The sequence below is a fragment of the Pseudomonas sp. 20P_3.2_Bac5 genome (assembly GCF_025466035.1).
In the GTDB taxonomy this organism is placed as follows: Bacteria; Pseudomonadota; Gammaproteobacteria; order Pseudomonadales; family Pseudomonadaceae; genus Aquipseudomonas.
In genome coordinates, this window is record NZ_JANLOA010000137.1 from 130,095 (window position 1) to 155,921 (window position 25,827).

General features: G+C 64.3%; 19 protein-coding genes and 1 pseudogene. 3 read left to right on the forward strand and 17 right to left on the reverse strand.

Going from position 1 to position 25,827, the window contains the following annotated elements:
- Positions 1–68: 68 nt before the first annotated feature.
- The 8 genes from gcvP to arcD (NTD88_RS28295) all read right to left on the reverse strand — a co-directional run bounded on the left by gcvP (position 69) and on the right by arcD (NTD88_RS28295) (position 10,456).
- Positions 69–2,924, reverse strand: coding sequence for an aminomethyl-transferring glycine dehydrogenase (gcvP, locus tag NTD88_RS28260; protein WP_262153753.1), 2,856 nt, complete (start codon positions 2,922–2,924; stop codon positions 69–71).
- Between the two features lie 11 nt (positions 2,925–2,935).
- Positions 2,936–3,319, reverse strand: a complete 384-nt coding sequence (gene gcvH / locus NTD88_RS28265) for a glycine cleavage system protein GcvH (RefSeq protein ID WP_262153754.1) — start codon at positions 3,317–3,319, stop codon at positions 2,936–2,938.
- 277 nt (positions 3,320–3,596) lie between these two features.
- Complete coding sequence (locus tag NTD88_RS28270; RefSeq protein WP_095154285.1) at positions 3,597–5,105, reverse strand: sigma-54-dependent transcriptional regulator; 1,509 nt, start codon at positions 5,103–5,105, stop codon at positions 3,597–3,599.
- Between the two features lie 101 nt (positions 5,106–5,206).
- Positions 5,207–5,569, reverse strand: a complete 363-nt coding sequence (locus NTD88_RS28275; RefSeq protein ID WP_095154283.1) for a DUF5064 family protein — start codon at positions 5,567–5,569, stop codon at positions 5,207–5,209.
- A gap of 57 nt (positions 5,570–5,626) precedes the next feature.
- Positions 5,627–6,556: a carbamate kinase gene (arcC, locus tag NTD88_RS28280; RefSeq protein ID WP_095154281.1), complete on the reverse strand. Its 930-nt coding sequence runs from the start codon at positions 6,554–6,556 to the stop codon at positions 5,627–5,629.
- Positions 6,557–6,659: 103 nt separating this feature from the next.
- Positions 6,660–7,670, reverse strand: a complete 1,011-nt coding sequence (locus tag NTD88_RS28285) for an ornithine carbamoyltransferase (protein ID WP_095154279.1) — start codon at positions 7,668–7,670, stop codon at positions 6,660–6,662.
- A gap of 69 nt (positions 7,671–7,739) precedes the next feature.
- On the reverse strand, positions 7,740–8,996 hold the full coding sequence (arcA, locus tag NTD88_RS28290; protein WP_095154277.1) for an arginine deiminase: 1,257 nt from the start codon (positions 8,994–8,996) through the stop codon (positions 7,740–7,742).
- A 32-nt stretch (positions 8,997–9,028) separates the two neighbouring features.
- The gene (gene arcD, locus NTD88_RS28295) at positions 9,029–10,456 is read right to left on the reverse strand and encodes an arginine-ornithine antiporter (protein ID WP_095154275.1); all 1,428 of its coding nucleotides are present in this window, start codon (positions 10,454–10,456) and stop codon (positions 9,029–9,031) included.
- A gap of 413 nt (positions 10,457–10,869) precedes the next feature.
- On the opposite strand from arcD (NTD88_RS28295), the gene arcD (NTD88_RS28300) reads away from it, so the two are divergent.
- Positions 10,870–12,297 (forward strand): arginine-ornithine antiporter, encoded by a 1,428-nt coding sequence (gene arcD / locus NTD88_RS28300; RefSeq protein WP_262128692.1) that lies wholly within the window; start codon positions 10,870–10,872, stop codon positions 12,295–12,297.
- 115 nt (positions 12,298–12,412) lie between these two features.
- Here arcD (NTD88_RS28300) and NTD88_RS28305 read toward each other — a convergent pair whose 3' ends face one another.
- From NTD88_RS28305 to gap, 9 genes and pseudogenes are all read right to left on the reverse strand, one after another.
- Complete coding sequence (locus NTD88_RS28305) at positions 12,413–13,783, reverse strand: CoA transferase (RefSeq protein WP_262153755.1); 1,371 nt, start codon at positions 13,781–13,783, stop codon at positions 12,413–12,415.
- Between the two features lie 53 nt (positions 13,784–13,836).
- On the reverse strand, positions 13,837–14,592 hold the full coding sequence (locus NTD88_RS29360; protein ID WP_410017317.1) for a methyl-accepting chemotaxis protein: 756 nt from the start codon (positions 14,590–14,592) through the stop codon (positions 13,837–13,839).
- 102 nt (positions 14,593–14,694) lie between these two features.
- Positions 14,695–15,975 (reverse strand): annotated as a pseudogene (locus tag NTD88_RS29365) (HAMP domain-containing protein); the annotation flags it as partial.
- Positions 15,976–16,070: 95 nt separating this feature from the next.
- A complete protein-coding gene (locus tag NTD88_RS28315) occupies positions 16,071–16,496 on the reverse strand; it encodes a YbaN family protein (RefSeq protein WP_262153757.1) in 426 nt (141 codons plus the stop codon).
- Positions 16,497–16,554: 58 nt separating this feature from the next.
- Entirely contained in the window at positions 16,555–17,163 is a 609-nt protein-coding gene (locus NTD88_RS28320; RefSeq protein ID WP_095154270.1) for a biliverdin-producing heme oxygenase, read from the reverse strand.
- Between the two features lie 144 nt (positions 17,164–17,307).
- Positions 17,308–19,884, reverse strand: coding sequence for a TonB-dependent receptor (locus tag NTD88_RS28325; protein ID WP_095154268.1), 2,577 nt, complete (start codon positions 19,882–19,884; stop codon positions 17,308–17,310).
- 253 nt (positions 19,885–20,137) lie between these two features.
- Positions 20,138–21,100 carry a FecR family protein gene (locus NTD88_RS28330; RefSeq protein ID WP_262128696.1) on the reverse strand — a complete coding sequence of 321 codons (963 nt, stop codon included), beginning with the start codon at positions 21,098–21,100 and terminating at the stop codon, positions 20,138–20,140.
- Positions 21,101–21,174: 74 nt separating this feature from the next.
- Positions 21,175–21,693, reverse strand: coding sequence for an RNA polymerase sigma factor (locus NTD88_RS28335; RefSeq protein WP_095154366.1), 519 nt, complete (start codon positions 21,691–21,693; stop codon positions 21,175–21,177).
- A gap of 126 nt (positions 21,694–21,819) precedes the next feature.
- Complete coding sequence (gene gap, locus NTD88_RS28340) at positions 21,820–22,821, reverse strand: type I glyceraldehyde-3-phosphate dehydrogenase (protein ID WP_262153758.1); 1,002 nt, start codon at positions 22,819–22,821, stop codon at positions 21,820–21,822.
- 220 nt (positions 22,822–23,041) lie between these two features.
- Here gap and edd point away from each other — a divergent pair, with 220 nt between their 5' ends.
- Both edd and NTD88_RS28350 read left to right on the forward strand, forming a co-directional pair.
- The gene (edd, locus tag NTD88_RS28345; RefSeq protein ID WP_262153759.1) at positions 23,042–24,868 is read left to right on the forward strand and encodes a phosphogluconate dehydratase; all 1,827 of its coding nucleotides are present in this window, start codon (positions 23,042–23,044) and stop codon (positions 24,866–24,868) included.
- Positions 24,865–25,821 carry a glucokinase gene (locus tag NTD88_RS28350; RefSeq protein WP_262153760.1) on the forward strand — a complete coding sequence of 319 codons (957 nt, stop codon included), beginning with the start codon at positions 24,865–24,867 and terminating at the stop codon, positions 25,819–25,821. The genes edd and NTD88_RS28350 overlap by 4 nt, the downstream gene beginning before the upstream one ends.
- The last annotated feature ends 6 nt before the right edge of the window (positions 25,822–25,827 follow it).

The window sequence follows — 25,827 nt, forward strand, 5'->3', positions numbered from 1 at the left end:
CAGGATCCTCCAGGGGAGTGATGTGGGGTCTTATCGCCAAACCGCGGCGACAAGACCTGCGAGTGGACTCAGGCGTCCTGATAGCTCTCGATCGACGGACACGCGCAAACCAGATTGCGGTCACCGAAGACGTTGTCCACACGACCCACCGGCGGCCAGTACTTGCCTTCCACCAGCGACGGCAGCGGGTACACCGCCTGTTCGCGGCTGTAGCCGTGTGGCCATTCACCGGCCAGTTCGGCGGCGGTGTGCGGGGCGTTTTTCAGCGGGTTGTCGTCCTTGTCCAGGCTGCCGTTTTCCACCGCGCGGATTTCTTCGCGGATGCGGATCATCGCTTCACAGAAGCGATCCAGTTCCTCTTTGGACTCGCTTTCGGTCGGTTCGATCATCAGCGTGCCGGCGACCGGGAAGGACATGGTCGGGGCGTGGAAACCGAAGTCGATCAGGCGCTTGGCCACGTCATCGACGCTGATGCCGCTGGTTTCCTTCAGCGGGCGCAGGTCGAGAATGCATTCGTGCGCTACCAGTCCGTTGCTGCCGGTGTACAACACAGGATAGTGCTCTTCCAGGCGACGGGCGATGTAGTTGGCGTTGAGGATCGCCATCTGCGAGGCGCGCTTGAGGCCGGCGCCGCCCATCATGCGGATGTACATCCAGGTGATCGGCAGGATGCTGGCGCTGCCGAACGGCGCCGCGCAGACCGCGCCCTGCTTGTTTTCCATGTGCGCGTGACCCGGCAGGAACGGCGCCAGGTGCGACTTGACGCCGATCGGGCCGACGCCCGGGCCGCCACCGCCGTGCGGGATGCAGAAGGTTTTGTGCAGGTTCAGGTGCGAGACGTCGCCGCCGAACTTGCCTGGTGCGCACAGACCGACCATGGCGTTCATGTTGGCGCCGTCGATGTACACCTGGCCGCCGTTGTCGTGAATGATCGCGCAGATCTCGCCGATGGCTTCTTCGAACACGCCGTGGGTCGACGGGTAGGTGATCATCAGTGCGGCGAGGTTTTCGCGGTGTTCCAGGGCCTTGGCGCGCAGGTCGTCGATGTCGACGTTGCCGCGGGCGTCGCAGGCGGTCACCACCACGCGCATACCGGCCATGTGGGCGGTGGCCGGGTTGGTGCCGTGGGCCGAGGACGGGATCAGGCAGATGTCGCGGCGGTCATCGCCACGGCTCTGGTGGTAGGCGCGGATGGCCAGCAGGCCGGCGTATTCACCCTGGGAACCGGCGTTCGGTTGCAGCGACACGGCGTCGTAGCCGGTGGCGGCGCAGAGCATCGCTTCCAGTTCCGAGGTCAGTTGCAGGTAGCCCTGGCTTTGCGCGGCGGGGGCGAACGGGTGCAGGTTGCCGAATTCGGCCCAGGTCACCGGGATCATTTCGCTGGCGGCGTTGAGCTTCATGGTGCAGGAGCCCAGCGGGATCATGGTGCGGTCCAGCGCCAGATCCTTGTCGGCCAGTTTGCGCAGGTAGCGCATCAGCTCGGTTTCGCTGTGATAGCGGTTGAACACCGGGTGTTCGAGGATCGCCGACTGGCGCAGCAGGCCGGCCGGCAGTTGCGCGCCGGTGCTCGCGGCGAGGGCGGCGAAGTCCGGAACGGCCTGGCCGTTGGCGAACAGTGCCCACAGGGCTTCAACGTCAGCCTGACCGCTGGTTTCGTCCAGCGACAGGCCGAGGCGGGCGCTGTCGATCTGGCGCAGGTTGATGCCTTGTGCGCTGGCCTGCTGGTGCAGGTCGGCGGTGGCGCTGCCGGTGGCCAGGGTCAGGGTGTCGAAGAAGCTGCCGGTCTCGACGGCGACGCCCAGGGCGGACAGGCCGGCCTTGAGGATCGCGGTCAGGTGGTGGGTGCGCGCGGCGATCTGCTTCAGGCCCTGCGGACCGTGGTAGACGGCGTACATGCTGGCGATGTTGGCCAGCAGCACCTGGGCGGTGCAGATGTTGCTGGTGGCTTTCTCGCGGCGGATATGTTGCTCGCGGGTCTGCATGGCCAGGCGCAGGGCGGTCTTGCCGAAGCGGTCGATGGACACGCCGACCAGGCGGCCCGGCATGTCGCGCTTGAACGCATCGCGGGTGGAGAAGTAGGCGGCGTGCGGGCCACCGAAGCCCAGCGGGACACCGAAGCGCTGGGCGCTGCCGATGGCGACGTCGGCGCCGAATTCACCCGGCGGGGTCAGCAGGGTCAGGGCCAGCAGGTCGGCGGCGACCGCGACCAGGGCATTGGCGGCGTGGAAGCGTTCCACCAGCTCGCGGTAATCGAAGACTTCACCGTTGCTCGCCGGGTATTGCAGCACGGCGCCGAAGAAGCGGCTGACGTCGGTCAGTTCGCGTTCGTCGCCCACCACCACTTCGATACCCAATGGCTCGGCGCGGGTGCGCAGGACGTCGAGGGTCTGCGGATGGCAATGCACGGAGGCGAAGAAGGCGTGGCTGCTCTTGTTCTTGCTCAGGCGTTTGCAGAAGGTCATGGCTTCGGCGGCGGCGGTGGCTTCGTCGAGCAGCGAGGCGTTGGCGATCGGCAGGCCGGTGAGGTCGCTTATCAGGGTCTGGAAGTTCAGCAGCGCTTCCAGGCGGCCTTGGGAAATTTCAGGCTGGTACGGGGTGTAGGCGGTGTACCAGGCCGGGTTTTCCAGGAGGTTGCGCAGGATCGGGGCCGGGGTGTGGCAGTTGTAGTAGCCCTGGCCGATGTAGCTCTTGAACAGTTGGTTCTGGCCGGCGATGGCTTTCAGTGCGGCGAGGGCGTCGGCCTCGCTTTGCCCTTCGCCCAGTTCCAGCACGCTGGTGCCCTTGATGCTGTCGGGGATGACCGCGGCGCTCATGGCGTCCAGCGAGTCGAAGCCGAGGGTGGCGAGCATGTGCTGCTCATCGGCCTGGCGTGGGCCGATGTGGCGAGCGATGAATTCGTTGGCGGTGCCGAGGTTGATGGTCATGGCGGATTTCCTCAGGCGTCGGCGTTGGCGTTGAGCAGGCGGTCGTAGGCGTCCTGGTCGAGCAGTTGCGCGACGGCGCCGGCGTCGGCCGGGATGAAGCGGAAGAACCAGCCTTCGCCCAGCGGGTCTTCGTTGACCAGTTCCGGGCTGTCTTGCAGCCGTTCGTTGACCGCGACCACTTCGCCGTCCAGTGGCATGTACACGCCGCTGGCGGCTTTCACCGATTCCACGGTGGAGGCTTCGGCGCCCTTGGCGTAGTGCTGCAGTTCCGGCAGTTGCACATAGACCACGTCACCCAGCGCGTTCTGGGCGTAGGCGGTGATACCCACGGTGACGCTGCCGTCGGCTTCGGCGCGCAGCCATTCGTGATCTTCGGTAAAACGCAACTCGCTCATGGAAACTCCTCGGAGGCCGCTGCCGCGGCCGGATGCGGTGATGGCCCGCTGTGCGGGCTCTGGCTGGAGTTTCCTTAGCAAGTTTGCGGCCATTATTAAAAAGCCAAATAAAATCAACAGTTTGACTGAATTTAATTGACCGTTTTCAACGTGGCGTGTAACGAAATCGCTACGGGGCTTTTGCCGGATAAAAGCCGAACGGGATCAAACCCTTGCGGTGGCGTGGTTATTACCCTGTGTAGCGAATTCGTTCCGCTGTAGCGTTTTCGATACGAAATCAGGCTTTGCCGGAGATTCCGTACTTGCGCAGGCGGTGGGCGATGGCGGTGTGGGAGGTTTGCAGGCGGCTGGCCAGTTGGCGCGTCGAGGGGTAGCTGGCGTAGAGCTTTTCCAGCAGGTTGCGTTCGAAGTCTTCCACCGCCTGCTCCAGGCTGGCGACTTCGCCGTCGTGTTCGCGGGCCACTGCGGTGCCAGCGATATCCAGGTCGCCGATGTCCACCAGGCTGTTTTCGCTGATGGCGGCGGCGCGGAAGATCACGTTCTGCAGTTGCCGCACGTTACCCGGCCAGCGGTTGCCCAGCAGCGCCGGGTAGGTGGTCGGGGCCAGCCGGCAAAGCGGGCGCTGGATCTGCGTGCAGGCCTGCTGCATGAAGTAGCGGGCCAGCAGCAGGATGTCCTGGCCGCGTTCGCGCAGCGGCGGGACTTCGAGGTTGAGCACGTTGAGGCGGTAGAACAGGTCTTCGCGGAAGGTGCCTTCGCCGACCATCTTTTCCAGGTTGCGGTGGGTGGCGCTGAGGATGCGCACGTTGACGCGGACCTCGCGGTCGCCGCCGACCCGGCGAAAACTGCCGTCGCTGAGAAAGCGCAGCAGTTTGGCCTGCAGGTACGGCGACATCTCGCCGATTTCGTCGAGAAATACCGTGCCCTGGTTGGCCAGTTCCATCAGCCCCGGCTTGCCGCCGCGCTGGGCGCCGGTGAAGGCGCCGGGGGCGTAGCCGAACAGCTCGCTTTCGGCGAGGTTCTCCGGCAGGGCCGCGCAGTTCAGGGCGAGAAACGGCGCCGCATGACGGCTGCTGATAGCGTGACAGGCGCGGGCCACCAGCTCTTTGCCGGTGCCGGTTTCACCGTGGATCAGCAGCGGCGCGTCGAGGGCCGCGACACGCAGGGCGCGGGTCTTGAGGGTGCGGATGGGCGGCGAGTCACCGAGCAGGGCGTCGAAGCCTTCGGCGTGGTCGTGGTGCAGGGCCGACAGGCGTTCGCCGATGCGGTTGGGCGGGTACAGGGTGACCAGCGCGCCGGCATCGGTGATCGGTGTGGCGTCCAGCAGCAGGGTCTGGCCGTTGAGCGTCACTTCGCGCATGGGCAGATGGAAGCCCTGCTCGATCAGGGTGTCGAGCAGCCCCGGGGCGTCGAACAGTTCGGCGATGGAGCGTCCGGCCGGTTCCTGGCCGCACAGCGCGATCAGCGCCGGGTTGGCGAGCAGGATGTGGCCGGCGCTGTCCAGCGTCAGGACCGGATCACTCATGGCTGCCAGCAGCGCATCGAGCTGCAGGTGACGGCGCTGGCCCGGCAGGATGTCGACCACGCGTACGGTCTGCACGCCGTGGACGTTGAGCAGGGCATCGTGGAGTTCTTCGAGAACGGCGGGGCTCAGGGTCGGCGCGTCGATGTAGACGTTCGGCGGCACCATCTCCACGGCATCCAGGTTGAGATGGCGGGCACCGAGCAGGGCGAGGACTTCCTGGGTGATGCCGACGCGGTCGATGAAGCTGACGTGGATGCGCATGAGGTGGGAGAGGTTCGGCTGGAAAGCGGCGATTATGCCCTGTTATTCAACCGGCTGGCACGGGCAGGGTGGGAACTGGCCAGCCAGCCCCACAGGGAGAATCAGGCGAGCGAATCGGGGTTGATCGGGTCGCCGGACCTTACGCCGAGCTTGTCGCGGATGTCTTCGAACATCGCGTCGTAATGGGTTTTATGTACCGAGGTGACGATGCCTTTCACCGGAATGCCGTGTTTATGCGCGACGTCTTCGATGATGCCGGCGAAGTTGTACCAGTTGTTCTTGTTGACGGAGAAGGTCTCGTCCACCGTCTTGTCCTGGATGATGCCGTGCAGCCGAAAAGCGATGCTCTTGCCTTCCTTGGGGTCTTGAACCGCTTCGTAATCGACGCAGTAGTTGTAGCTGTAGTCATCCTTGGTCAGCGCTTTTCGTTCGATGTGCAGATGACCAGGTTCGAATTGTGCCATGACAGGCTCCTTGAACAGTTGAAACAGGCGGGCCCGCCAGCAGGCCCGCCCGGAGCTTCAACGATAGCTGATGCCTGGCGAGGCCGTACTGACCCGGGTACCGGCTTTGCCTTTGACGATATCTTCGATATCGCTCAGCGAGCCGATCACCGCGACTTTGCCTGTGTGACGGGCGAAATCGCAAGCGGCCTGGACTTTCGGGCCCATGGACCCGGCGGCGAAGCCCAGGCGTTCCAGTTCATCTGGATGGGCCTGGGCGATGGCTTTCTGCGTCGGCTTGTTGAAGTCGATGTAGGCAGCGTTGACGTCGGTGGCGATCACCAGCAGATCGGCTTCCAGTTGCTCGGCCAGCAGCGCCGAGCACAAGTCCTTGTCGATCACCGCTTCGATGCCCTGCAGCTTGCCGTCCGCACCATACATGGTCGGAATGCCGCCGCCACCGGCACAGATCACGATACTGCTCTTTTCCAGCAGCCATTTGATCGGGCGAATCTCGAAGATGCGCTTGGGTTTCGGGCTGGCCACCACGCGGCGGTACTTGTCGCCGTCGGGGGCGATGGCCCAGCCTTTTTCCTTGGCCAGGCGCTCGGCGTCTTCCTTGCTGTAGACCGGGCCGATGGGCTTGGTGGGGTTCTGGAAGGCGGGGTCCTTGGCGTCCACTTCGACCTGGGTGAGCAGGGTGGCGAAGGGCACTTCGAAGTCCAGCAGGTTGCCCAGTTCCTGTTCGATCATGTAGCCGATCATGCCTTCGGTTTCAGCGCCGAGGACGTCCAGCGGGTAGGGCGTGACCGAGGTGTAGGCCGCCGCCTGCAACGACAGCAGGCCCACTTGCGGGCCGTTGCCGTGGGCGATGACCAGTTGGTTGCCGGGATGGATCTTGGCGATCTGTTCGGTGGCGATGCGGATATTGGCGCGCTGATTGTCGGCCGTCATGGGTTCGCCACGACGCAGCAGCGCGTTTCCGCCTAGTGCAACAACGATGCGCATGATGTGTGTCCTTTTTCTCTGGAGCCTTTCGCGAGCAAGCTCGCTCCTACCGGGGGCTGTGTGTGTCGATCCCTGTAGGAGCGAGCTTGCTCGCGATTGCTGTTTACAGGTCAGCCAGCGTCGAAACCAGGATCGCCTTGATCGTGTGCATGCGGTTTTCCGCTTGCTCGAAGGCGATGCAGGCCGGCGATTCGAACACGTCGTCGGTGACTTCGATGCCGTTGGACAGGTGCGGGTACTGCTCGGCGATCTGTTTGCCGACCTTGGTGTCGGAGTTGTGGAACGCCGGCAGGCAGTGCATGAACTTGGCCCGCGGGTTGCCGGTGGCTTTCATCAGCTCGGCGTTGACCTGGTACGGCAGCAGTTGCTGGATGCGTTCGCCCCAGGCTTCAACCGGCTCGCCCATCGACACCCAGACGTCGGTGTGCACGAAGTCCACGCCCTTGACCGCGGCTTTCGGGTCTTCGGTCAGGGTGATGCGGGCGCCGCTGTCTTCCGCGTATTTCTTGCAGCGGGCGACGAGGTCGTCATGCGGCCACAGGGCCTTCGGCGCGGCGATGCGCACGTCCATGCCGAGCTTGGCGCCGATCAGCAGCAGCGAGTTGCCCATGTTGTTGCGGGCGTCGCCCAGGTAGGCGTAGCTGATGTCGTGGATCGGCTTGTCGGCATGCTCACGCATGGTCAGCACGTCGGCGATCATCTGGGTCGGGTGGTATTCGTCGGTCAGGCCGTTGAACACCGGCACGCCGGCGAACTTGGCCAGTTCTTCGACCACTTCCTGCTTGAAGCCGCGGTACTCGATGGCGTCGTACATGCGCCCGAGCACCCGCGCGGTGTCCTTCATGCTTTCCTTGTGGCCGATCTGCGAGGAATTCGGGTCGATGTAGGTGACGTTGGCGCCCTGGTCATAGGCGGCCACTTCGAAGGCGCAGCGGGTGCGGGTCGAGGTTTTCTCGAAGATCAGGGCGATGTTGTTGCCCTTCAGGTGCTGCTGCTCGGTGCCGGTGTATTTCGCCCGTTTCAGGTCGCGGGACAGGTCCAGCAGGTAACGCAACTCGCGCTCGGTGTGATGTTCAAGGCTGAGCAGGTTGCGGTTATGAATGTTGAACGCCATGGTGATTCTCCTTGGATTCGGTGATCGGCCCCAACCGCGCCGGATAAGCGCGGCCAGGGTGATGGACGTTTAGTAATCGATAGGGTCGCGGACGATCGGGCAGGTCATGCAGTGGCCGCCGCCACGGCCCCGGCCCAGTTCGCCGGCGCTGATGGTGATGACTTCGATGCCGGCCTTGCGCAGCAGAGTGTTGGTGTAGGTGTTGCGGTCGTAGCCGATGACCACGCCGGGCTCCAGCGCCACCACGTTGTTGCCGTCATCCCATTGCTCGCGTTCGGCGGCAAAGCTGTTGCCGCCGGTTTCGACGACGCGCAGCTCTTTCAGGTTGAGGGACTCGGCAACCACTTCGATGAACGACTTGTGCTCGCGACGAACGTCCAGGCCGTAAGGCTTGCTGGCGTCCTGGCGAATGACGAACGGCACGATTTCCTTGACCACTTCCGGGAAGACCGTGACCAGGTCGCGGTCGCAGAAGCTGAACACGGTGTCCAGGTGCATTGCTGCGCGGGATTTCGGCAGGCCGGCGACCACGACTTTCTCTACTGCGCCCTTGGCGAACAGGGACTGTGCGAGCTGGCCGATGGCTTGGCGCGAGGTGCGCTCGCCCATGCCGATCAACACCACGCCATTGCCGATCGGCATGACGTCGCCGCCTTCCAGGGTGGCCTGACCGTGGTCTTTATCCGGGTCGCCGTACCAGATTTCGAAGTCGGCGTTGACGAACTCGGGGTGGAATTTGTAGATGGCGCTGGTCAGCAGGGTTTCCTGACGTCGCGCCGGCCAGTACATCGGGTTGAGCGTCACGCCGCCGTAGATCCAGCAGGTGGTGTCGCGAGTGAACTGGGTGTTGGGCAGCGGCGGCAGCAGGAAGCTGGAGTGGCCCAGGTAGTCGCGGTACATCTTGATGACGCTGGCACCTTCGCTTTCCGGCAGGTCTTCACCGGCGACGCCGCCGATCAGGAACTCGGCAAGACGGCGTGGTTCCAGGCCTTCCAGCCAGCTACGCACTTCGTTGGTCAGGCCGACACCGACGGTGTCAGGGGTGATCTTGCGGTCCAGAATCCACTTCAGTGCTTCGGGGTTCTGAATGGTTTCAGTCAGCAGGTTGTGCATTTCCAGCACTTCGACACCGCGCTCACGCATCTTGGTGACGAAATCGAAGTGGTCGCGCTTGGCCTGGTTGACCCAGATGACGTCGTCGAACAACAGGTCGTCGCAGTTGCTCGGCGTCAGGCGCTGATGCGCCAGGCCTGGGGAGCAAACCATCACTTTGCGTAGTTTGCCGGCTTCGGAATGGACACCGTACTTAACTTTTTCCGTGGACATGGTTTCTTTCCTCCAAATTGCGAATACGGGGGTTACAGAGTCAGGAAGCCGTCATACAGACCGTAGGCCGCCACCAGGGCGCCAGCGATCACAGCGGCGAAGATCAATTTCTCCACGTTGGTAAAAATCGGTTGGCCGATCTCGCGCTTGGCCTTGGCGAACAGGATCACGCCAGGGGCATAGAGCAGGGCCGAGAGCAGCAGGTATTTGACGCCACCGGCGTACAGCAGCCAGATCGCGTAGATCAGTGCGATACCGCCGATGATCAGGTCTTTCTTGCGTTCGGCCAGGGCGTTCTCGTAAGTCTCGCTACGCACCGCCAGCAGTACCGCATACGCCGCCGACCACAGGTAAGGCACCAGGATCATCGAGGTGGCGAGGTAGATCAGCGACAGGTAGGTACTGGCCGAGAACAGGGTGATGACCAGGAAGATCTGCACCATGGCGTTGGTCAGCCACAGGGCGTTGGCCGGCACGTGGTTGGCGTTCTCGCGGCGCAGGAACTCCGGCATGGTGTGGTCTTTGGCGGCGGCGAACATGATCTCCGCGCACAGCAGCACCCACGACAGCAGGGCCCCGAGCAGCGAGATGATCAAGCCGACGCTGATCAGCACCGCGCCCCAGTGACCGACCACGTGCTCAAGCACGGCGGCCATCGACGGGTTCTGCAGTTTGGCCAGCTCGGGCTGAGTCATGATGCCCAGCGACAGCACGTTCACCAGCACCAGGAACAGCAGCACAGTGATGAAGCCGATGACGGTGGCCTTGCCCACGTCGGAGCGCTTTTCCGCCCGGGCCGAGAAGATGCTCGCGCCCTCGATGCCGATGAACACCCAGACGGTGACCAGCATCATGTTGCGCACCTGATTCATCACGCTGCCCAGGTCCGGGTTCATGCTGCCCCAGATGTCAGCGGTGAAAATGTCCAGCTTGAAGGCGAACAGCGCGATGAGGATGAACAGCGCCAGCGGCACGACCTTGGCGATGGTGGTCACCAGGTTGATGAACGCCGCCTCCTTGATCCCGCGCAGCACCAGGAAGTGCACGGCCCAGAGCAGCACGGAGGCGCCGACGATGGCCGCCGGGGTGTTGCCCTCGCCGAAGATCGGGAAGAAGTAGCCGAGGGTGCTGAACAGCAGCACGAAGTAACCGACGTTACCCAGCCAGGCGCTGATCCAGTAACCCCAGGCTGACGAGAAGCCCATGTAGTCGCCGAAACCGGCCTTCGCATAGGCATACACCCCGCCATCCAGGTTGGGTTTGCGGTTGGCCAGGGTCTGGAACACGAAGGCCAGGGTCAGCATGCCGACGGCGGTAATCGCCCAGCCAATCAGAACGGCGCCGACATCGGCACTGGCAGCCATGTTTTGCGGTAATGAGAAGATCCCGCCACCAATCATGGAGCCGACTACAAGTGCGACCAGCGCACCCAGTCGAAGTTTTCCGGGAGTGTCTGACATGGTTTGCTCCATTTCAGAAGAGAGAGGCTCAACAATAAAACGATTGTTCGAATCGGATGCTGACTCAGGTCAGTTCATTGGTACATTCCATTGTTGGTGAATGACTGAAAGAGCCACCGATAGATGCCGTCATCTTTCCGGAAGCCTTGTGCTACGCCGCCTCTGCGAATATAGAGTGATCGCTCGGTCGGCTCGCGAGAGTTGAAACTAGCCCCTTTCCATGAATTCGCAACCTTTTAGCGAGAAAAAATCTTATTTACTTGATGAAGCGGAATTAGTGCACAAAACTCTCCGATAAGTGTGCGTTCTTTAGAGGTAAGGGTTATTAAATTAGTTTGCTTATAACCACAAGTTAGTAAAGAAATCTGTACAGGCTTATTTGCTGGAAAACTACGAAAAAATAGGGGATTTAAATGTCCGAACCGGGACAAAAGTTGCGCTTGGGTGCACTTGTGGCATTGGTAGTGGGGTCGATGATTGGTGGCGGGATCTTTTCCCTGCCGCAGAACATGGCTGCACGTGCTGATGTTGGCGCGGTGCTGATCGGCTGGGGCATCACCGCGATCGGCATGCTGGCGCTGGCGTTCGTGTTCCAGAGCCTGGCCAACCGCAAGCCGGAACTCGACTCCGGGGTCTATGCCTATGCCAAGGCCGGCTTCGGCGACTACATGGGTTTTTCGTCGGCGTGGGGGTACTGGATCAGCGCCTGGCTGGGCAACGTCGGTTATTTCGTGCTGCTGTTCAGCACCCTCGGCCTGTACTTCCCGGCCTTCGGCGAAGGCAACACACCGCTGGCCATCGGCTGCGCCTCGCTGCTGCTGTGGTCGGTGCATTTCCTGGTGCTGCGCGGGATCAAGGAGGCGGCGTTCATCAACCAAGTCACCACGGTGGCCAAGGTCGTGCCGCTGATCCTGTTCATCATCATTGCCGCCGTGGCGTTTCGCATGGACATCTTCACCCGCGACATCTGGGGCCTGAGCAACCCGAGCTTTGGCGGCGTGCTGGACCAGGTGCGCAACATGATGCTGGTGACGGTGTTCGTGTTCATCGGCATCGAGGGCGCGAGTATTTATTCAGGCCGGGCGCAGAAGCGCTCGGACGTCGGCAAGGCCACGGTGATCGGCTTTCTCGGCGTGCTGGCCTTGCTGGTGCTGGTCAACGTGCTGTCGCTGGGGGTGATGACCCAGCCGGAACTGGCGGCGCTGCACAACCCGTCGTTGGCTTCGGTGCTGGAGCATATCGTCGGGCCCTGGGGCGCCTTGCTGATCAGCCTGGGGCTGGCGGTGTCGCTGCTTGGCGCGCTGCTGTCGTGGGCCTTGCTCTGTGCCGAGATCCTGTTTGCCACGGCGCGGGACAAGACCATGCCGCGCTTTCTCACCAAGGAAAACGCCAACCAGGTGCCGGCCAATGCGTTGTGGCTGACCAACTGCATGATCCAGGTGTTCTTGTTGATCACCCTGTTCTCCGCCGGGACCTACACCAGCCTGATCTACCTCGCCTCGTCGATGATCCTGGTGCCGTACCTGTGGTCGGCGGCCTATGCCGTGCTGCTGGCGCTGCGGGGCGAAACGTACGAGGGATTCGCCGGCGCGCGGCGCAAGGATCTGGCGGTGGGCCTGGTGGCGCTGTTGTATGCGGTCTGGCTGCTGTATGCCGGCGGGCTGAAATACCTGCTGCTCTCGGCGCTGCTGTATGCGCCGGGGGTGATCCTGTTCGCCAGGGCCAAGAGAGAACAGGGCCAGCCGCTGTTCACCGGCTGGGAAAAACTGATCTTCGCGGCGGTGCTGGCGGGGGCGGGGTTGGCGGCGTTTGGGTTGTATAGCGGGGTGTTGAGTCTGTGAGGTTTGGCCTTATCGCGACGGTTCGGCGCCCCGACACGTTCGCTCCTACACCGGAAGTAGTTGGGGCATAGCCTCCACAGGACCTCTGAGCGTGTAGGAGCGAGCTTGCTCGCGATCAGCAACTGTCGGACCATCCGGCTTCAACCGACCCCAACCCCGAAGCCGGCCGATCCCACTTCAGCGGTGCACCGGTTACCAACAACGGCGGCTTGAGCCGCCGCGCCGGCCCCCAGGCGGTGTGCTCCGGCCACGCATCGAGGTCATCCACCGTCTCCGCCGCCAACGGCAAATCCGCCGACACCGTCCCCTGTTCTACCAGCCATTTTGCCGTCCGCGCCAGCGATAGCCGCGCCTGGCTGCCCGCTCCGCTGGCCAGGCGCTCGCTCAGGCCGCGAATCGCCGCGGCCGCCATCAGGTAGCCGGTGGCATGATCCAGCGCCTGCACCGGTAGCGGCACCGGGCGACTTGCCTGCTGCCAGCGCATGCCTTCGCGGGCAATGCCGGTGCTCATCTGCACCAGGCTGTCGAAACCCCGCCGCAACCGCCAGGGCCCGGTCCAGCCGTAGGCGTTGAGGCTGACGTCGATCAGGCCGGGGTTCAACCGGCGCCGCTGTTCGTCGCCGTAACCCAGGCGCTCCAGCGCATCGGCGCGATAGCCGTGGATCAGGATGTCGGCCTCACTCAGCAGCCGTTCGAACACGGCCCGGTCGGCAGTCGAGTGCAGGTCCAGCCGCGCGCAGCGCTTGCCCAGGGTGACTTCGGCGGCGACGCCGGGTTCGTCCCAGCCGGGCGGGTCGATACGCAATACATCCGCGCCGAAACCGGCCAGCAGGCGCGTGGCGGTGGGGCCGGCGAGGATCCGCGTCAGGTCCAGCACCCGCACCCCGGCCAGCGGCCGTTCGCGGTTGCCGGTCCAGACGCGGCGGCCGTCGCCGGCAAAGGTCTGGCGGTGGATCAGCGGCTCGGCGTTTACCGCCAGCCCCTGCGGATGGTTCGACCAGTCCTGGCAACCGCGCATCTGCGCCGCGCAGCCGCCAGACTCGACGATGGCGTCTTCCAGTTCCCCCGCCGACCAGCCCAGCACCTGCCGCGCCATGGCTTCGCGGTCGCTGGCAGGGCCCAGCACCCGTTCCGCCACGGCGCGATGGTGCGGGGCGTTGGTGTGCAGGCGGATCCAGCCGTCGCGGGTCTGATAGTCGCCGGCGATCGGGTCCCACAACGGTGGCACCTGCCAGCCGCGCGGGCGCAGGCTGCTGGCGAACCAGAAGGCGCTCAGGCGGCGGTCTACCTGGGCGCTGGGGTATTCGCCGGTCTGCTGTTCCAGGAGATCGGCGATAGCGATCCCTGCTGCGGCGATGCTCACGGCGGCTATTTCGGTCACGGCGAAGGCCGAGGGCAGGGCGCCTGCGGTGCAAAAGCGCACGGCGCCCTCCGTGGGAGGCGCCAGGGCGAGGTCGTGGGCGATGGTGCCGAGCCTGTTCAGCATCGTTGTCCCTCCTTGAGTCGAAGGGACCAGTGCAGTACATCCCGGCGCGTTGGTCAAACCTTGAACTGATCCATCAGCTTCATCTGCTGCGACGACAGGCTGTTGAGCTGGCTGCTGACCTGCGCCGACTGGTCGGCCTGATGGGTCAGGGTCTCGGTCACGCTGCGGATTGCCGAGACGTTGCGGTTGACCTCCTCGGCCACCGCGCTCTGTTCTTCGGCGGCGCTGGCGATCTGCAGGTTCATGTCGCTGATCACCGTCACCGCTTCGCTGATGCGGTCCAGCGCCTGCACTGCGTGGGTGATCTGGCCGGCGTTTTCCTGGGCTTTCTCGTGGCTGGCGTGCATGGTCGCGACGACGTCGCGGGTGTGGGTTTGCAGGCGCTCAATCACATGGCGGATTTCTTCCACTGAGTCTTGCGTGCGCTTGGCCAGGTTGCGCACCTCGTCGGCGACCACCGCGAAGCCGCGACCGCTCTCGCCGGCGCGGGCCGCTTCAATGGCGGCGTTGAGGGCCAGCAGGTTGGTCTGCTCGGCGATGCTGCGGATCACTTCCAGTACCGAACCGATCTGCTCGCTGGTGCTGGCCAGGGTTTCCACTTCGCCCACCGCCAGGCTGACGGTGTCGGCCAGGTGAGCGATATCGCGGGTGCTGCGCTCGATGATCGCCATGCCTTCGCGGGCCGAACGGTCAGCGCCACGGGCGGCTTCAGCGGCGCTGGAGGCGCTGTTGGCAACGTCGTGGGCGGTGGCGCTCACCTCGTTGGAGGCGGTGGCTACCTGATCGATTTCGCGGAACTGCACATGCATGCCTTCGCTGGTGCGGCGGGCGATGTCCGAAGACTGGTCGGCGGTGGCGCGGGCCTGGGTGATGCTCTGCTTGATCTGCGCGATGGTCGGTTGCAGCTTGTCGAGGAAGCGGTTGAAGCCCTGGGTCAGGCGGCCCAGCTCATCGCGACGGCTGTAGTTCAGGCGCTGGGTCAGGTCGCCTTCGCCGCTGGCGATATCTTCGAGCATGTGCGCCACGCTATTGATCGGGCGGGTCACGCCGGTAGCGGTCAGCCACATCAGCAACAGCCCGCCGAGGCCGGCGAGGGTGGCGAACAGCAGCACCTTCAGGGTGCCGGCGGTGCGGGCGTCATCGAGGGTTTTCTGCAGGCTGATGGCGTCGGCCAGCAGCACGTTGCGCGGCAGGTCGATCACGATGCCCCAGGGCTTGCTGTCGCTGATCGGCTGCACCGGGAACAGGGCGCGCACATTCGCGTCGCGCTCGAACACTTGCGGCTGGCCGCTGGCGAACGCCTGCAGCAGTTGCTTGCCGTGTTCACCGAAGGCGTCTTCGATTTTCTTGCTGACCAGCGCGGGATCGTTGCTGTTGGCTGCCAGCACACCGCTGGACGAGGCGATGGTCAGGTGCCCGGCGCCGTTGAACAGCGATTGCTGGGCTTTCACCGCAGCGCTTTGCAGCGAGTCGAGAGCGATATCGACGCCGGTCACGCCGATGACCTTGCCGTTTTCCAGCAACGGCAGGGTGATGCTGGTCATCAGCACTTGCTTGCCACCGACGGTGTCGGCATAGGGCTCCAGCAAGCAGGGCTTGCCGCTGTTTTTCGAGCAGGTGTACCAGACGTTGAACGGCGTGCCGCTGAGGGTGATGTCGGTCTTGTTCAGGTCGTTGTCGGTGATGACGGTGTTGATGCCGTTGCCTTGCGCGCGGCTCCAGTAGCTGCCGAAGCGGCCGCTGGCGTTGCTCTTGCGGGCATCGTCGTTGACGAATTCGCTGTCGCGTCCGTCGAGGCCGTCGGGTTCGAAGGCCATCCACACACCGAGCAGGTCCGGGTTGCGTTCGAATGTCGTGCGCAGGCTCTGGTTGATTGCCTCGCGCAGATCGCCCGCCGGGATCGACTGGCGCTGGGCCAGGCGCTTGAGGTCCAGCACCTGATCGGCCAGGGCGGTGGACACGGTCTGGCTGTCGCTGAAGGTGCGTTGCAGCAATTCGGCTTTCTCGCTGGCGCGGGCCAGCAGCAGGGCCTGGACATTGCGGGTGAGCATGGCGGTGCTGGCTTCGCCAACCAGGGCATCGTTCTGACGGGCTTGATAGAGGTTGATGCCGACGATCAGGGCGACGACGCCCAACAGGCTAATTCCAGACAGCAGGACGATTTTCAGGCGGATGGAAAGCGTGTCGAACATGGACGTACTCGCTAAATGGGCGGTTTTTCTTCTAAGCCTGGCGGTTCGATTCGCCAGGTCCCTCTTAGCGATATCAGGCCATCGGCCCGGAAACTTTAGCCGTGAGCACGTGCCGACGAGCGGTTTTTCACGTCAGCGGGGGTAGTTTCCGGCCGCGACCAGATCCACAGATTGCCCATCGTCATGCCGCCGATGGCGAGAAACACCGGCCAGCCGTGATCGAGGAACACCAGCATCACGCTGGCGCAGAGCAGCATGCTGATCGTGGCGCTGACCTTGGCCCGGCGCTGGATCACCTTGCCGTTGCGCCAGTTGTGCAGGATCGGCCCGAACAGCCGGTGGTTTTCCAGCCAGGCGCTCAGGCGCGGCGAGCTGCGGGTGGCGGCCCAGGCGGCGAGGAGGATGAATTCGGTGGTGGGCAGGCCGGGCACGACGATGGCGACCAGGCCGATGCCCAGGCTGACGTAGGCCAGCAGGCCATAGAGCAGACGGGACAGCTTGGAGCGGAGTGGCTGGGTCATGGGCTCGTCGACGGCACGGTTGGGTGATCCGGCCATCATGATGATGGCCGGCGCACACTTAGGCCAGTTCGGCTTTAGGCGCAGTGGCGTAAGCGTGTTTCAGCAACTGGGTGAAACGCTCGAAGGCGGCGACCGCGCCCTGTTCGGCGGCGGCGTCTTCTTCCGGGCTCAGTTCCAGGCTGTCGAGGGTGCGGGTGAAGCTCTTCCAGCCTTCGGCACGGCCGCCAGCAGGTTCGCCGAGGTGACGGGCGCCGAAGCTGTCGGACAGCTCAAGGGCGGCGGCGCGCTTGATCAGGAAGGCGGCGCCGAGCTTGGAGCCTTCGGAGACGAACAGCCAGGCCAGGGCTTCACCCAGGCTCGGGTTCTGCAGGGCGCCCGGGAAATCGGCGGGTACGGCGGTGTCGAGGTCGGCCAGGTCCAGGCGTGCGGCGTCGGCGCGGCAGCGGTCGGCCAGGTCAGGGAAAATGGCGATCAGTTTCGGATCGGTGTACAGCGCTTTCAGTTCGTTCTGGAACAGGTACTGGGCGACCACGAAGCGGGCGAAGTTCTCGCGGGTTTCGAACGGTGCGTGGGATTTGACCAGAGCGTCCAGTTCGGCGTGCGGTGCGTGGGTGACCTGGTTCAGGCGTTGCGAGCGCAGGGCGGCGCGTTCGGTGTTGGCTGTCATTGAGAATTCCTTGCGAATGGGGCGGGCCTTGTAACTAGACGTGCAAGGAGACGCGCGACAGTAAAAAAACCTCACCTTTGCGGGGTGAGGTTTTTTGGGTGGGGCCGGCTTGATGAGGCCGGTATGGCCTCGAATTACCTCAGATCAGATATCCCACACCAGATTGATCGCAAAGTTGCGACCCGGCATGGTCAGGCGATCCATGTTGGCCGGCGCGGTGGCGGCAGCTTCGCCCAGGCCGTCGTAGCCGCGGACGTCATCCCACTGCCAGTATTTCTTGTCGGTCAGGTTGTACAGGCCGGCGTTGACGGTGACGTCGTCGGTGACCTTGTAGAACCCGGTCAGGTCGAGCACGCCGTAGCCCGGGCTGCGGAACTGTTTGCTGGTGCCGTCCGGGGCGAAGAAGCTCTGGTCGTCGACCCGGTTCTTGCGCTTGACCAGTGTCCAGCTGACCAGTGCACCGTACTGCTCCTGCTCGTAGCCCAGGCCGAACACGCCGGTCAGCGGGTTCACGCTGTTGATCGGCTGGCCGGTGTCTTCGTTCTTGCCCCAGGCGTAGGCCAGCGAGGCCTGGGTGTACAGGCCGGCAGGTGCGCCGAAGTGATCGAGGTTCAGACGGCCTTTGAACTCCGCGCCCTTGATGGTGGCGTTCTTGATGTTGTTGGCTTCGAAGTCCTTGTTGATGTCAGAGCCCTGCACCGCGTCTTCGTTGATGAAATCGCGGTACTTGTTATAGAACACCGCCACATCGAAGTTGCCCGCGTCGAAGTTGCCGCGCAGACCGGTTTCGTAGCTCTTGCTCTTCTCCGGTTCCAGGTTCGGGTTGCCCTGCACGCTATAGCCCTGGCCCGGGTTTTCGAAGCGACCATAGAGCGCCTTGGCGGTCGGGGTGCGGAAGCCCTCGGCATACTGGCCGTACCACGTGTAGTTGTCGTTGAAGGCGTAGGTCACGCCGAACTTGGGCGAGACGCGGTGCCATTTCTTTTCTTCCAGGTTGACCGGCTCGTTGGTGGACGCGATGCCGCGCAGGAACTCGTCGGTGGCGCGAGGCTTGAGGCGGGTCTGGTCGTAGCGCACGCCCGGCAGGAAGGTCCACTGGTTCCAGCGGATTTCATCCTGGGCGAAGGCGCTGTAGGTGTTGACGGTCGGGTCCGGGAAGTCGCTGACTTCGACCAGCGCGCTGGACGCCAGCGGACGCCCGGCGACGCAGCCGAAACCGGTGGTCAGGCAGGTGGCGGTGCCGCTGCGCGAGCCGGTGACCTTGTTCTGCTTGAAGGTCGCGCCATAGGTCAGCAGATGTTCGGTTTCACCAAGGCTGAAGGCCTTGTCCAACTGGGCGTCGAGGATCCACTGACGGTCCTTGTAGGTGGTCTTGCGATCGCGGTACAGGGTGTAGACCATCGGCCGGTAGATTTCTTCGGTGCGCTGGTCGGTCTTGCCGATCTGGTAGTTCAGGCTCCACTTCACGTGGTCGGCCAGCAGGCTGTCGAGGCCGAACTCGTTGGCGATGCCGATGCGCTCGCGGGTGACCACGTCACTGCCGGTGCGGTTCTGGTAGAAGTTCAGCGGGCTCGGGGTGAACGGGCCGCCGACGGCGCTTTTCTGGTTGAGGTCGCGGTCGTCCTTGTAGTGCTCGTAGGTCAGCGCCAGGCGTGCGTCGTCGGCGTAGTTCCAGCCCAGCTTGGCGAGCACGTTGGTGGTTTGCACGTCCTCGGGGTTGGCGGCGGTGCGGTTCAGGCCGGTACCGCCGTGGTCGGCGTAGGACTCGGTCTCGTGACCGTCGCGGCGGCTCAGGTGCAGCAGGCCGTCGAAGTCACCCTGGCGGGCGGCCACGGTGCCGGATTTGAGCCAGCTGTTGTCGGCCGAGCTGTAGCCGGTTTTCAGGCGGGCGCCGACGTCCTGGCCGGGCTTGATGATGTCGTCCGGGTCGAGGGTGAAATAGCTCACCGCGCCGCCGATGGCGTTGCTGCCGTAGAGCACCGAGGCCGGGCCGCGGAGGATTTCCACGCGCTTGACGATTTCCGGGTCGACGTAATTGCGCTGGGTTTGCGCGTACGGGCCGAAGAAGTAGCTGTCGGGAATGGCCACGCCGTCGATCTGGGTGAGGATTCGCTCGCCGTCGATGCCGCGGATGTTGTAGCCGTTCAGGCCGCTGCGCTGGCCGGTGCCGCTGACCGACACGCCCGGTTCGTAGCGCACCAGATCCTTGATGCTGTTGACGTTCTGCCGGTCGAGCTGTTCGCGGGTCTGCACGGTGACGGTGCTCGGCACCTGGCTGACGTCCTGGGCGCTGCGGGTGGCGCTGACGGTCACCTGTTGCAGGGCGATGGCCTGGGATCGGGTGCGCTCGATCACCACGTTGTTGTTGCTGAGCTTGCGGTAGTTCAGGCCGGTGCCGGTCAGCAGGCGCTGCAGGGCTTGCTCGGGCGACAGGGAGCCTTGCACGCCCGGCGAGGCGACGCCTTCGGCCAGTTCGGCGGACAGGCCGATCTGCCAGCCGGTGACCGCGGTGAAGGCGTTCAGTGCCGAAACCAGTGGTTGCTGGGCGATGGCGAAGCGGTAGTCACCCATGCGCTGGGCCGGGGCTTGCGCCGGTTCGGCGGCCAGGGCCGGCAGGCTGCAGGCGCCGCTGGCGAGCATGGCCAGGGTCAACAGGGACAGCGTGCAACGCTGCAGGCCTGGTGTACGTGGGGTGACTCGACGGGTGGATCCGGTAGACATCGAAAAGCGCTCCCTGTCGCGCGTTGTTATAGGATGCGTCCGACTCAAAAATAAGAATCAGTTGCATTGGCTATAACGAGACGTGTGACGGCAGGGGATCGCGTAAAAAAAGGTTTCTGTTCTCTGATGACGCTGTAGGAGCGAGCTTGCTCGCGAAGGCCACCCCATTGTGTGGGAGCTGCCGTGGCGGCGGAAGGGGCCGGCAGCGTCGCCCCCTCGACACCGAAAAGCCCAACCCCAAAAAATCAGCGGATCAGTTGAGGATCACAACGGCAGGAAATTCCCGGACCTGCGCCGAGGTGATATGGGCCAGGGAACGCACGGCTTCGAGCGGCTGGTCGAGGCGATAATTGCCGGTCACCGCGACCTGATCGAGCGCGCCGTTGGTGCTAATGATCCAGCCGGGGTAGTAGCGGCGCAGTTCGGCGAGCACCTGGCTCAGCGGGCAGTTCTCGAAGATCAGCCGGCCTTCGACCCAGGCCAGGTCTTTCTGCAGGTCGGCGCGTTCGCGCTGGCTGAAACCGTTGGGGCCGACGCGGATGCTGTCGCCGCTGCTCAGGCGAATGCGCTGGTCGCTGCTGGCGAGCAGGTCGACATCGCCGCGCTGGACCCGCACCTGGGCTTCGCCATTGAGATAGCGCACGGCGAAATCGCTGTCGCGCACGCTGGCACGCAACGGCCCGGCCTGCAGTTCAAGCGGCTGGGTACGCCCGGCAGTCACTTCGAAGAAGGCTTCGCCCTGATACAGGCGGGCAACGCGCTGGCGGGTGTCGATGTCGCTGGAGAACGCCGAGTTGGTGTTGAGCAGCACCCGCGAACCATCGTCCAGTTGCACGCGCTGGCGCTCGCCGACCACGGTGAGGTGATCGGCTTGCAAACGCACGGGCAGGTTGCCGACGGTAAACACGCCGACCAACAACACCGCCGCCGTCGCCAGCGGTTTCCAGTGTGGACGCAGGCGGGCGAGAGGCGAAGGTTTGCGTTTTTCATGCAACTGGCCCGCAGCCTGGCGCAGGGTGTTGCCGTTCCACAATGCTTCGGCTTCGACGTAGGCGGGGGCGTTGGCGGGGTCGGCTTCGAGCCAGGCTTCGAAGGCCTGGGTGTCTTCGGCGCTGGCGCATTGCAGGCGGATCAGCCAGTCCAGGGCCTCGCCCATGGCTCTGTCGCAGGCAGCCGGGTCCGGCGGCGAAGGGCTATGAGAGGGGTGGTCTGTCACGGGTGATCCTTGCGGCGAGGCGGGCGTAGATGGACGTCATGATCGGGGCTAACGACGGATCAGGCAAGCGGCCATCAGTTACCGTTAAGTCGATCGGCCACACCCATGCAGATCGCCATGATCAGTTTCAGTTCCTTCTGTACGGTGCTGGCCGAGACGTCCAGTTGCTCGGCGATCTCCAGGTAACTGGCGCCGTGCAGGCGGCTGAGGATGAAGATGCGCTGCTGGCGCGGGGTGAGTTGCGACAGCGAACTGCTCAGGCGCTTGAGCAGTTGCGCGGCATGGGCGGCGTCTTCGGCGCTGCCCACGGGAGCGGCGACGTTGTGCAGGATTTGTTCGGGCACGTCATCGACCACGGTGCGCGACTGCACCCGGCGCGCGCGCAGGTGATCGAGGGCAAGGTTGCGCGCGGTCTGGAACACGAAGGGCTCCAGGTGTTCGATAGGCCGCTCGCCAAGGGCGCGGGTGACCCGCAGGTAGGTTTCCTGAAGCAGGTCTTCGGCGGTGCTGGGGTTGTCCACCATGCGCTGCAACGTGCGCAGCAGGGTGACCCGCTGGGCGAGGAAAACGGAGTTGAAGTGGGACTGGCTCACGGCGATACCCGAGCGGAATTTGCTAATGATAATGCTTATCATCAACCCCGTTGGTCAAGCACGAAGTACGACAAGGGTGTCAGTCGTCGTATGAAAATTCCCCGGCTGACACCCGCAAAGCCCCGTCTACCGCGCGTTCCACAGCGCCAGGCAGTTATCCAGCATCCGGTTGGAAAAGCCCCACTCGTTGTCGTACCACGCCATCACTTTGAGCAGCTTGCCGCTGGCTTTGGTGTGGTTGGCGTCGAAGATCGACGACAGCGGGTTGTGGTTGAAGTCGCACGACACCAGCGGCAGGTCGTTGTAGCCGAGGATCGGTGAGTTGCGGCTGGCTTCCTTGAACAGCGCGTTGACCTCCTCGGCGGTGGTCTCGCGGGCGAGGGTGACGGTCAGGTCCACCAGCGACACGTTGATCACTGGCACCCGCACCGCCATGCCGGTCAGTTTGCCGGCCAGTTCCGGCAGCACCAGGCCCACCGCTTCGGCGGCGCCGGTCTTGCTCGGGATCATCGACTGGGTGGCGGCGCGGGCGCGGAACGGGTCGCTGTGGTAGCCGTCGGTCAGGCTCTGGTCGTTGGTGTAGGCGTGGATGGTGGTCATCAGCCCTTGCTCGATGCCCAGTTCGCGGTGCAGCACCTGGGCCACCGGCGCCAGGCAGTTGGTGGTGCACGAGGCGTTGGAGATGATCTGGTGCGAGGCGCGCAGGATGTCGTGGTTGACGCCATAGACTACAGTGGCATCCGCGCCCTTGGCCGGCGCCGAGATGATCACCTTGCGCGCCCCGGCGGCAAGATGGCCGGCAGCCTTGGCGCGGTCGGTGAACAGCCCGGTGCATTCGAACACCACATCGACGGCCTCGGCTTTCCACGGCAACTCCGCCGGGTTGCGGATGGCGCTGACGGCGATCCGGTCGCCATTGACCGTGAGGCTCTCCTGATCGAATTCCACGGTGCCAGCAAAGTGGCCGTGGACGCTGTCGTACTGGAGCAGGTGGGCGTTGATGGCGCTGTCGCCGAGGTCGTTGATGGCGACGACTTGCAGGCCCTGGCGGTAGCCTTGGGTATAGAGTGCGCGGAGCAGGTTGCGGCCGATACGGCCAAAGCCATTGATTGCGATCCGGATGGTCATGGGACACCTCATGCGTCGCGCTGATTTTTGTTGTTTGAATAACTAGATTATTCAGTAACAGCCGGAAAACAAGCTGCAGTGTCGGCAATATTTTGTTTTAAATACTACCTATGATCGGTGGATACCTTGATTGCCCCCTCTTCTTGAGCCTAGGCCGCAATCGTTTGGAAGGGAAACCGCCGCAGTGTTTGCAACCACCGTTTAGCCTGGAGTCCAGTTCATGCATCCGCGCATCCTTGAGGTCACCGAACGGTTGATCGCCCGTAGTCGTCCCACCCGAGAACGCTACCTGCAACTGATTCGTGGCGCGGCCAGCGATGGCCCGATGCGCGCCCGCCTGCAATGCGCCAACTTCGCCCACGGCGTGGCCGGCTGCGGCACCGAGGACAAGCAGAGCCTGCGCCTGACCAACGCCGCCAACGTCGCCATCATTTCCGCCTACAACGACCTGTTGTCCGCGCACCAGCCCTACGAGCACTACCCCGAGCAGATCAAGCGCGCCCTGCGCGACGTCGGCTCGGTGGGTCAGTTCGCTGGCGGGGTGCCGGCCATGTGCGACGGCGTCACCCAGGGCGAGCCGGGCATGGAACTGGGCATCGCCAGCCGCGAAGTGATCGCCATGTCCACCGCCATCGCGCTGTCGCACAACCTGTTCGATGCGGCGCTGCTGCTGGGCATCTGCGACAAGATCGTCCCCGGCCTGCTGATGGGTGCGCTGCGCTTCGGCCATCTGCCGATGCTGTTCGTCCCCGGTGGGCCAATGCCTTCGGGGATTTCCAACAAGGAAAAAGCCGAGGTGCGCCAGCGCTACGCCGAGGGCAAGGCCACCCGCGAACAGTTGCTCGAATCGGAGATGAAGTCCTATCACAGCCCCGGCACCTGCACCTTCTACGGCACCGCCAACACCAACCAGTTGCTGATGGAAGTGATGGGCCTGCACTTGCCGGGCGCGTCGTTCGTCAATCCTTACACGCCGCTGCGCGATGCCCTGACCGTCGAGGCCGCGCAGCAGGTCACCCGTCTGACCAAGGCCAACGGCGCGTTCACGCCGCTGGGCGAGATCGTCGATGAGAAAGTGCTGGTCAACTCGGTGGTGGCGCTGCACGCCACCGGCGGCTCCACCAACCACACCCTGCACATCCCGGCCATCGCCCAGGCCGCCGGCATCCAGTTGACCTGGCAAGACATGGCCGAGCTGTCCGAGGTGGTGCCGACCCTGTGCCACGTCTATCCCAACGGCAAGGCCGATATCAATCACTTCCAGGCTGCGGGCGGCATGTCCTTCCTGATCCGCGAACTGCTCCACGCCGGGCTGCTTCACGAAGACGTCAACACCATCGCCGGCCACGGCCTGCGCCGCTACACCCAGGAGCCGTTTCTCGATGGCGAGCGTCTGGTCTGGCGCGAGGGGCCGGCGCAAAGCCTCGACGAATCGATCCTGCGTCCGGTGGCGCGGCCGTTTTCGCCGGAAGGCGGCTTGCGGGTGATGGAAGGCAATATCGGCCGCGGGGTGATGAAAGTTTCCGCAGTGGCCGCCGAGCACCAGGTGGTGGAAGCGCCGGCGCGGGTGTTCCACGACCAGCAGGAATTGGCCGACGCCTTCAAGGCCGGTGAGCTGGAGCGGGACTTTGTCGCCGTGGTGCGTTTCCAGGGCCCGCGCTGCAACGGCATGCCCGAACTGCACAAGATGACGCCGTTCCTCGGGGTGCTCCAGGACCGTGGTTTCAAGGTCGCGCTGGTCACCGACGGGCGCATGTCCGGCGCCTCGGGCAAGATCCCCGCGGCGATTCACGTCTGTCCCGAGGCCTATGACGGCGGGCCGCTGGCGCGGGTGCGCGATGGCGATATCGTGCGCGTCGATGGCAACAGCGGCACGTTGCTCGTGCGGGTCTCGGAAGAAGAACTGGCCAGCCGCGAACTGCCGGCGGCACCGCTGGGCAACGACCTGGGTTGCGGCCGCGAATTGTTCGGTTTCCTGCGTCAGTCACTGAGTCCGGCAGAGAAGGGCGCCAGCGCCTTCACCTCGGCACTGGAGGGTTGCAAATGAAGGTCGCGCTGGTCGGTGATATCGGCGGTACCAATGCCCGTTTCGCCCTGTGGCGCGACGATGCCCTGCACGCCGTGCGGGTCTTTGCGACGGCGGACTACACCAGCCCCGAACAGGCCATCGGCGTGTACCTGGCCGAACAGGGCATTGCCCGTGGCGAGCTGGATGCCGTGTGTCTTGCGGTGGCCGGGCCGGTGTCCGGCGACGAATTCCGTTTCACCAACAGCCACTGGCGCCTGAGCCGCGAGGCGTTTTGCGCGACGTTGCAGGTGGCGCATTTGCTGCTGATCAATGACTTCTCGGCCATGGCCCTGGGCATGACCCGGCTGCGCGACAACGAGCGCACCACGGTCTGTGAAGGCGAGGCCGATCTGACCCGCCCGGCGCTGATCATCGGTCCGGGCACCGGCCTCGGTGTCGGCAGCCTGCTGCGCCTCGAAGAGGGGCGCTGGCTGGCGATGCCGGGCGAGGGCGGGCATGTCGACCTGCCGGTGGGCAACGCACGGGAGGCGGCGATCCGCGAAGTCATTGCCGAACAGACCGGTCACGTCAGCGCCGAAACCGTGCTCAGCGGCGGCGGCCTGTTGCGGTTGTACCAAGCCATTTGCACCCTCGACGGCCACACGCCGACGCTGACCTCACCCGCCGCCATCACCGACGCCGCGTTGGCGGGCGAGCCGCTGGCGCTGGCGGTGATTGAGCAGTTCAGCCGCTTCCTGGGCCGGGTCGCTGGCAACAATGTGCTGACCCTCGGCGGTCGCGCTGGCGTGTACATCGTCGGCGGTGTGATCCCGCGTTTCGCCGGGCTGTTCCTGCGCAGCGGTTTTGCCGAAAGCTTCGCTGACAAGGGCTGCATGAGCGGCTACTTCAAGGGCGTGCCGGTGTGGCTGGTGACCGCAGAGTTTTCCGGGCTGCTGGGCGCCGGGGTGGCTTTGCAGCAGGCGCTGGGCTAGGGTCAT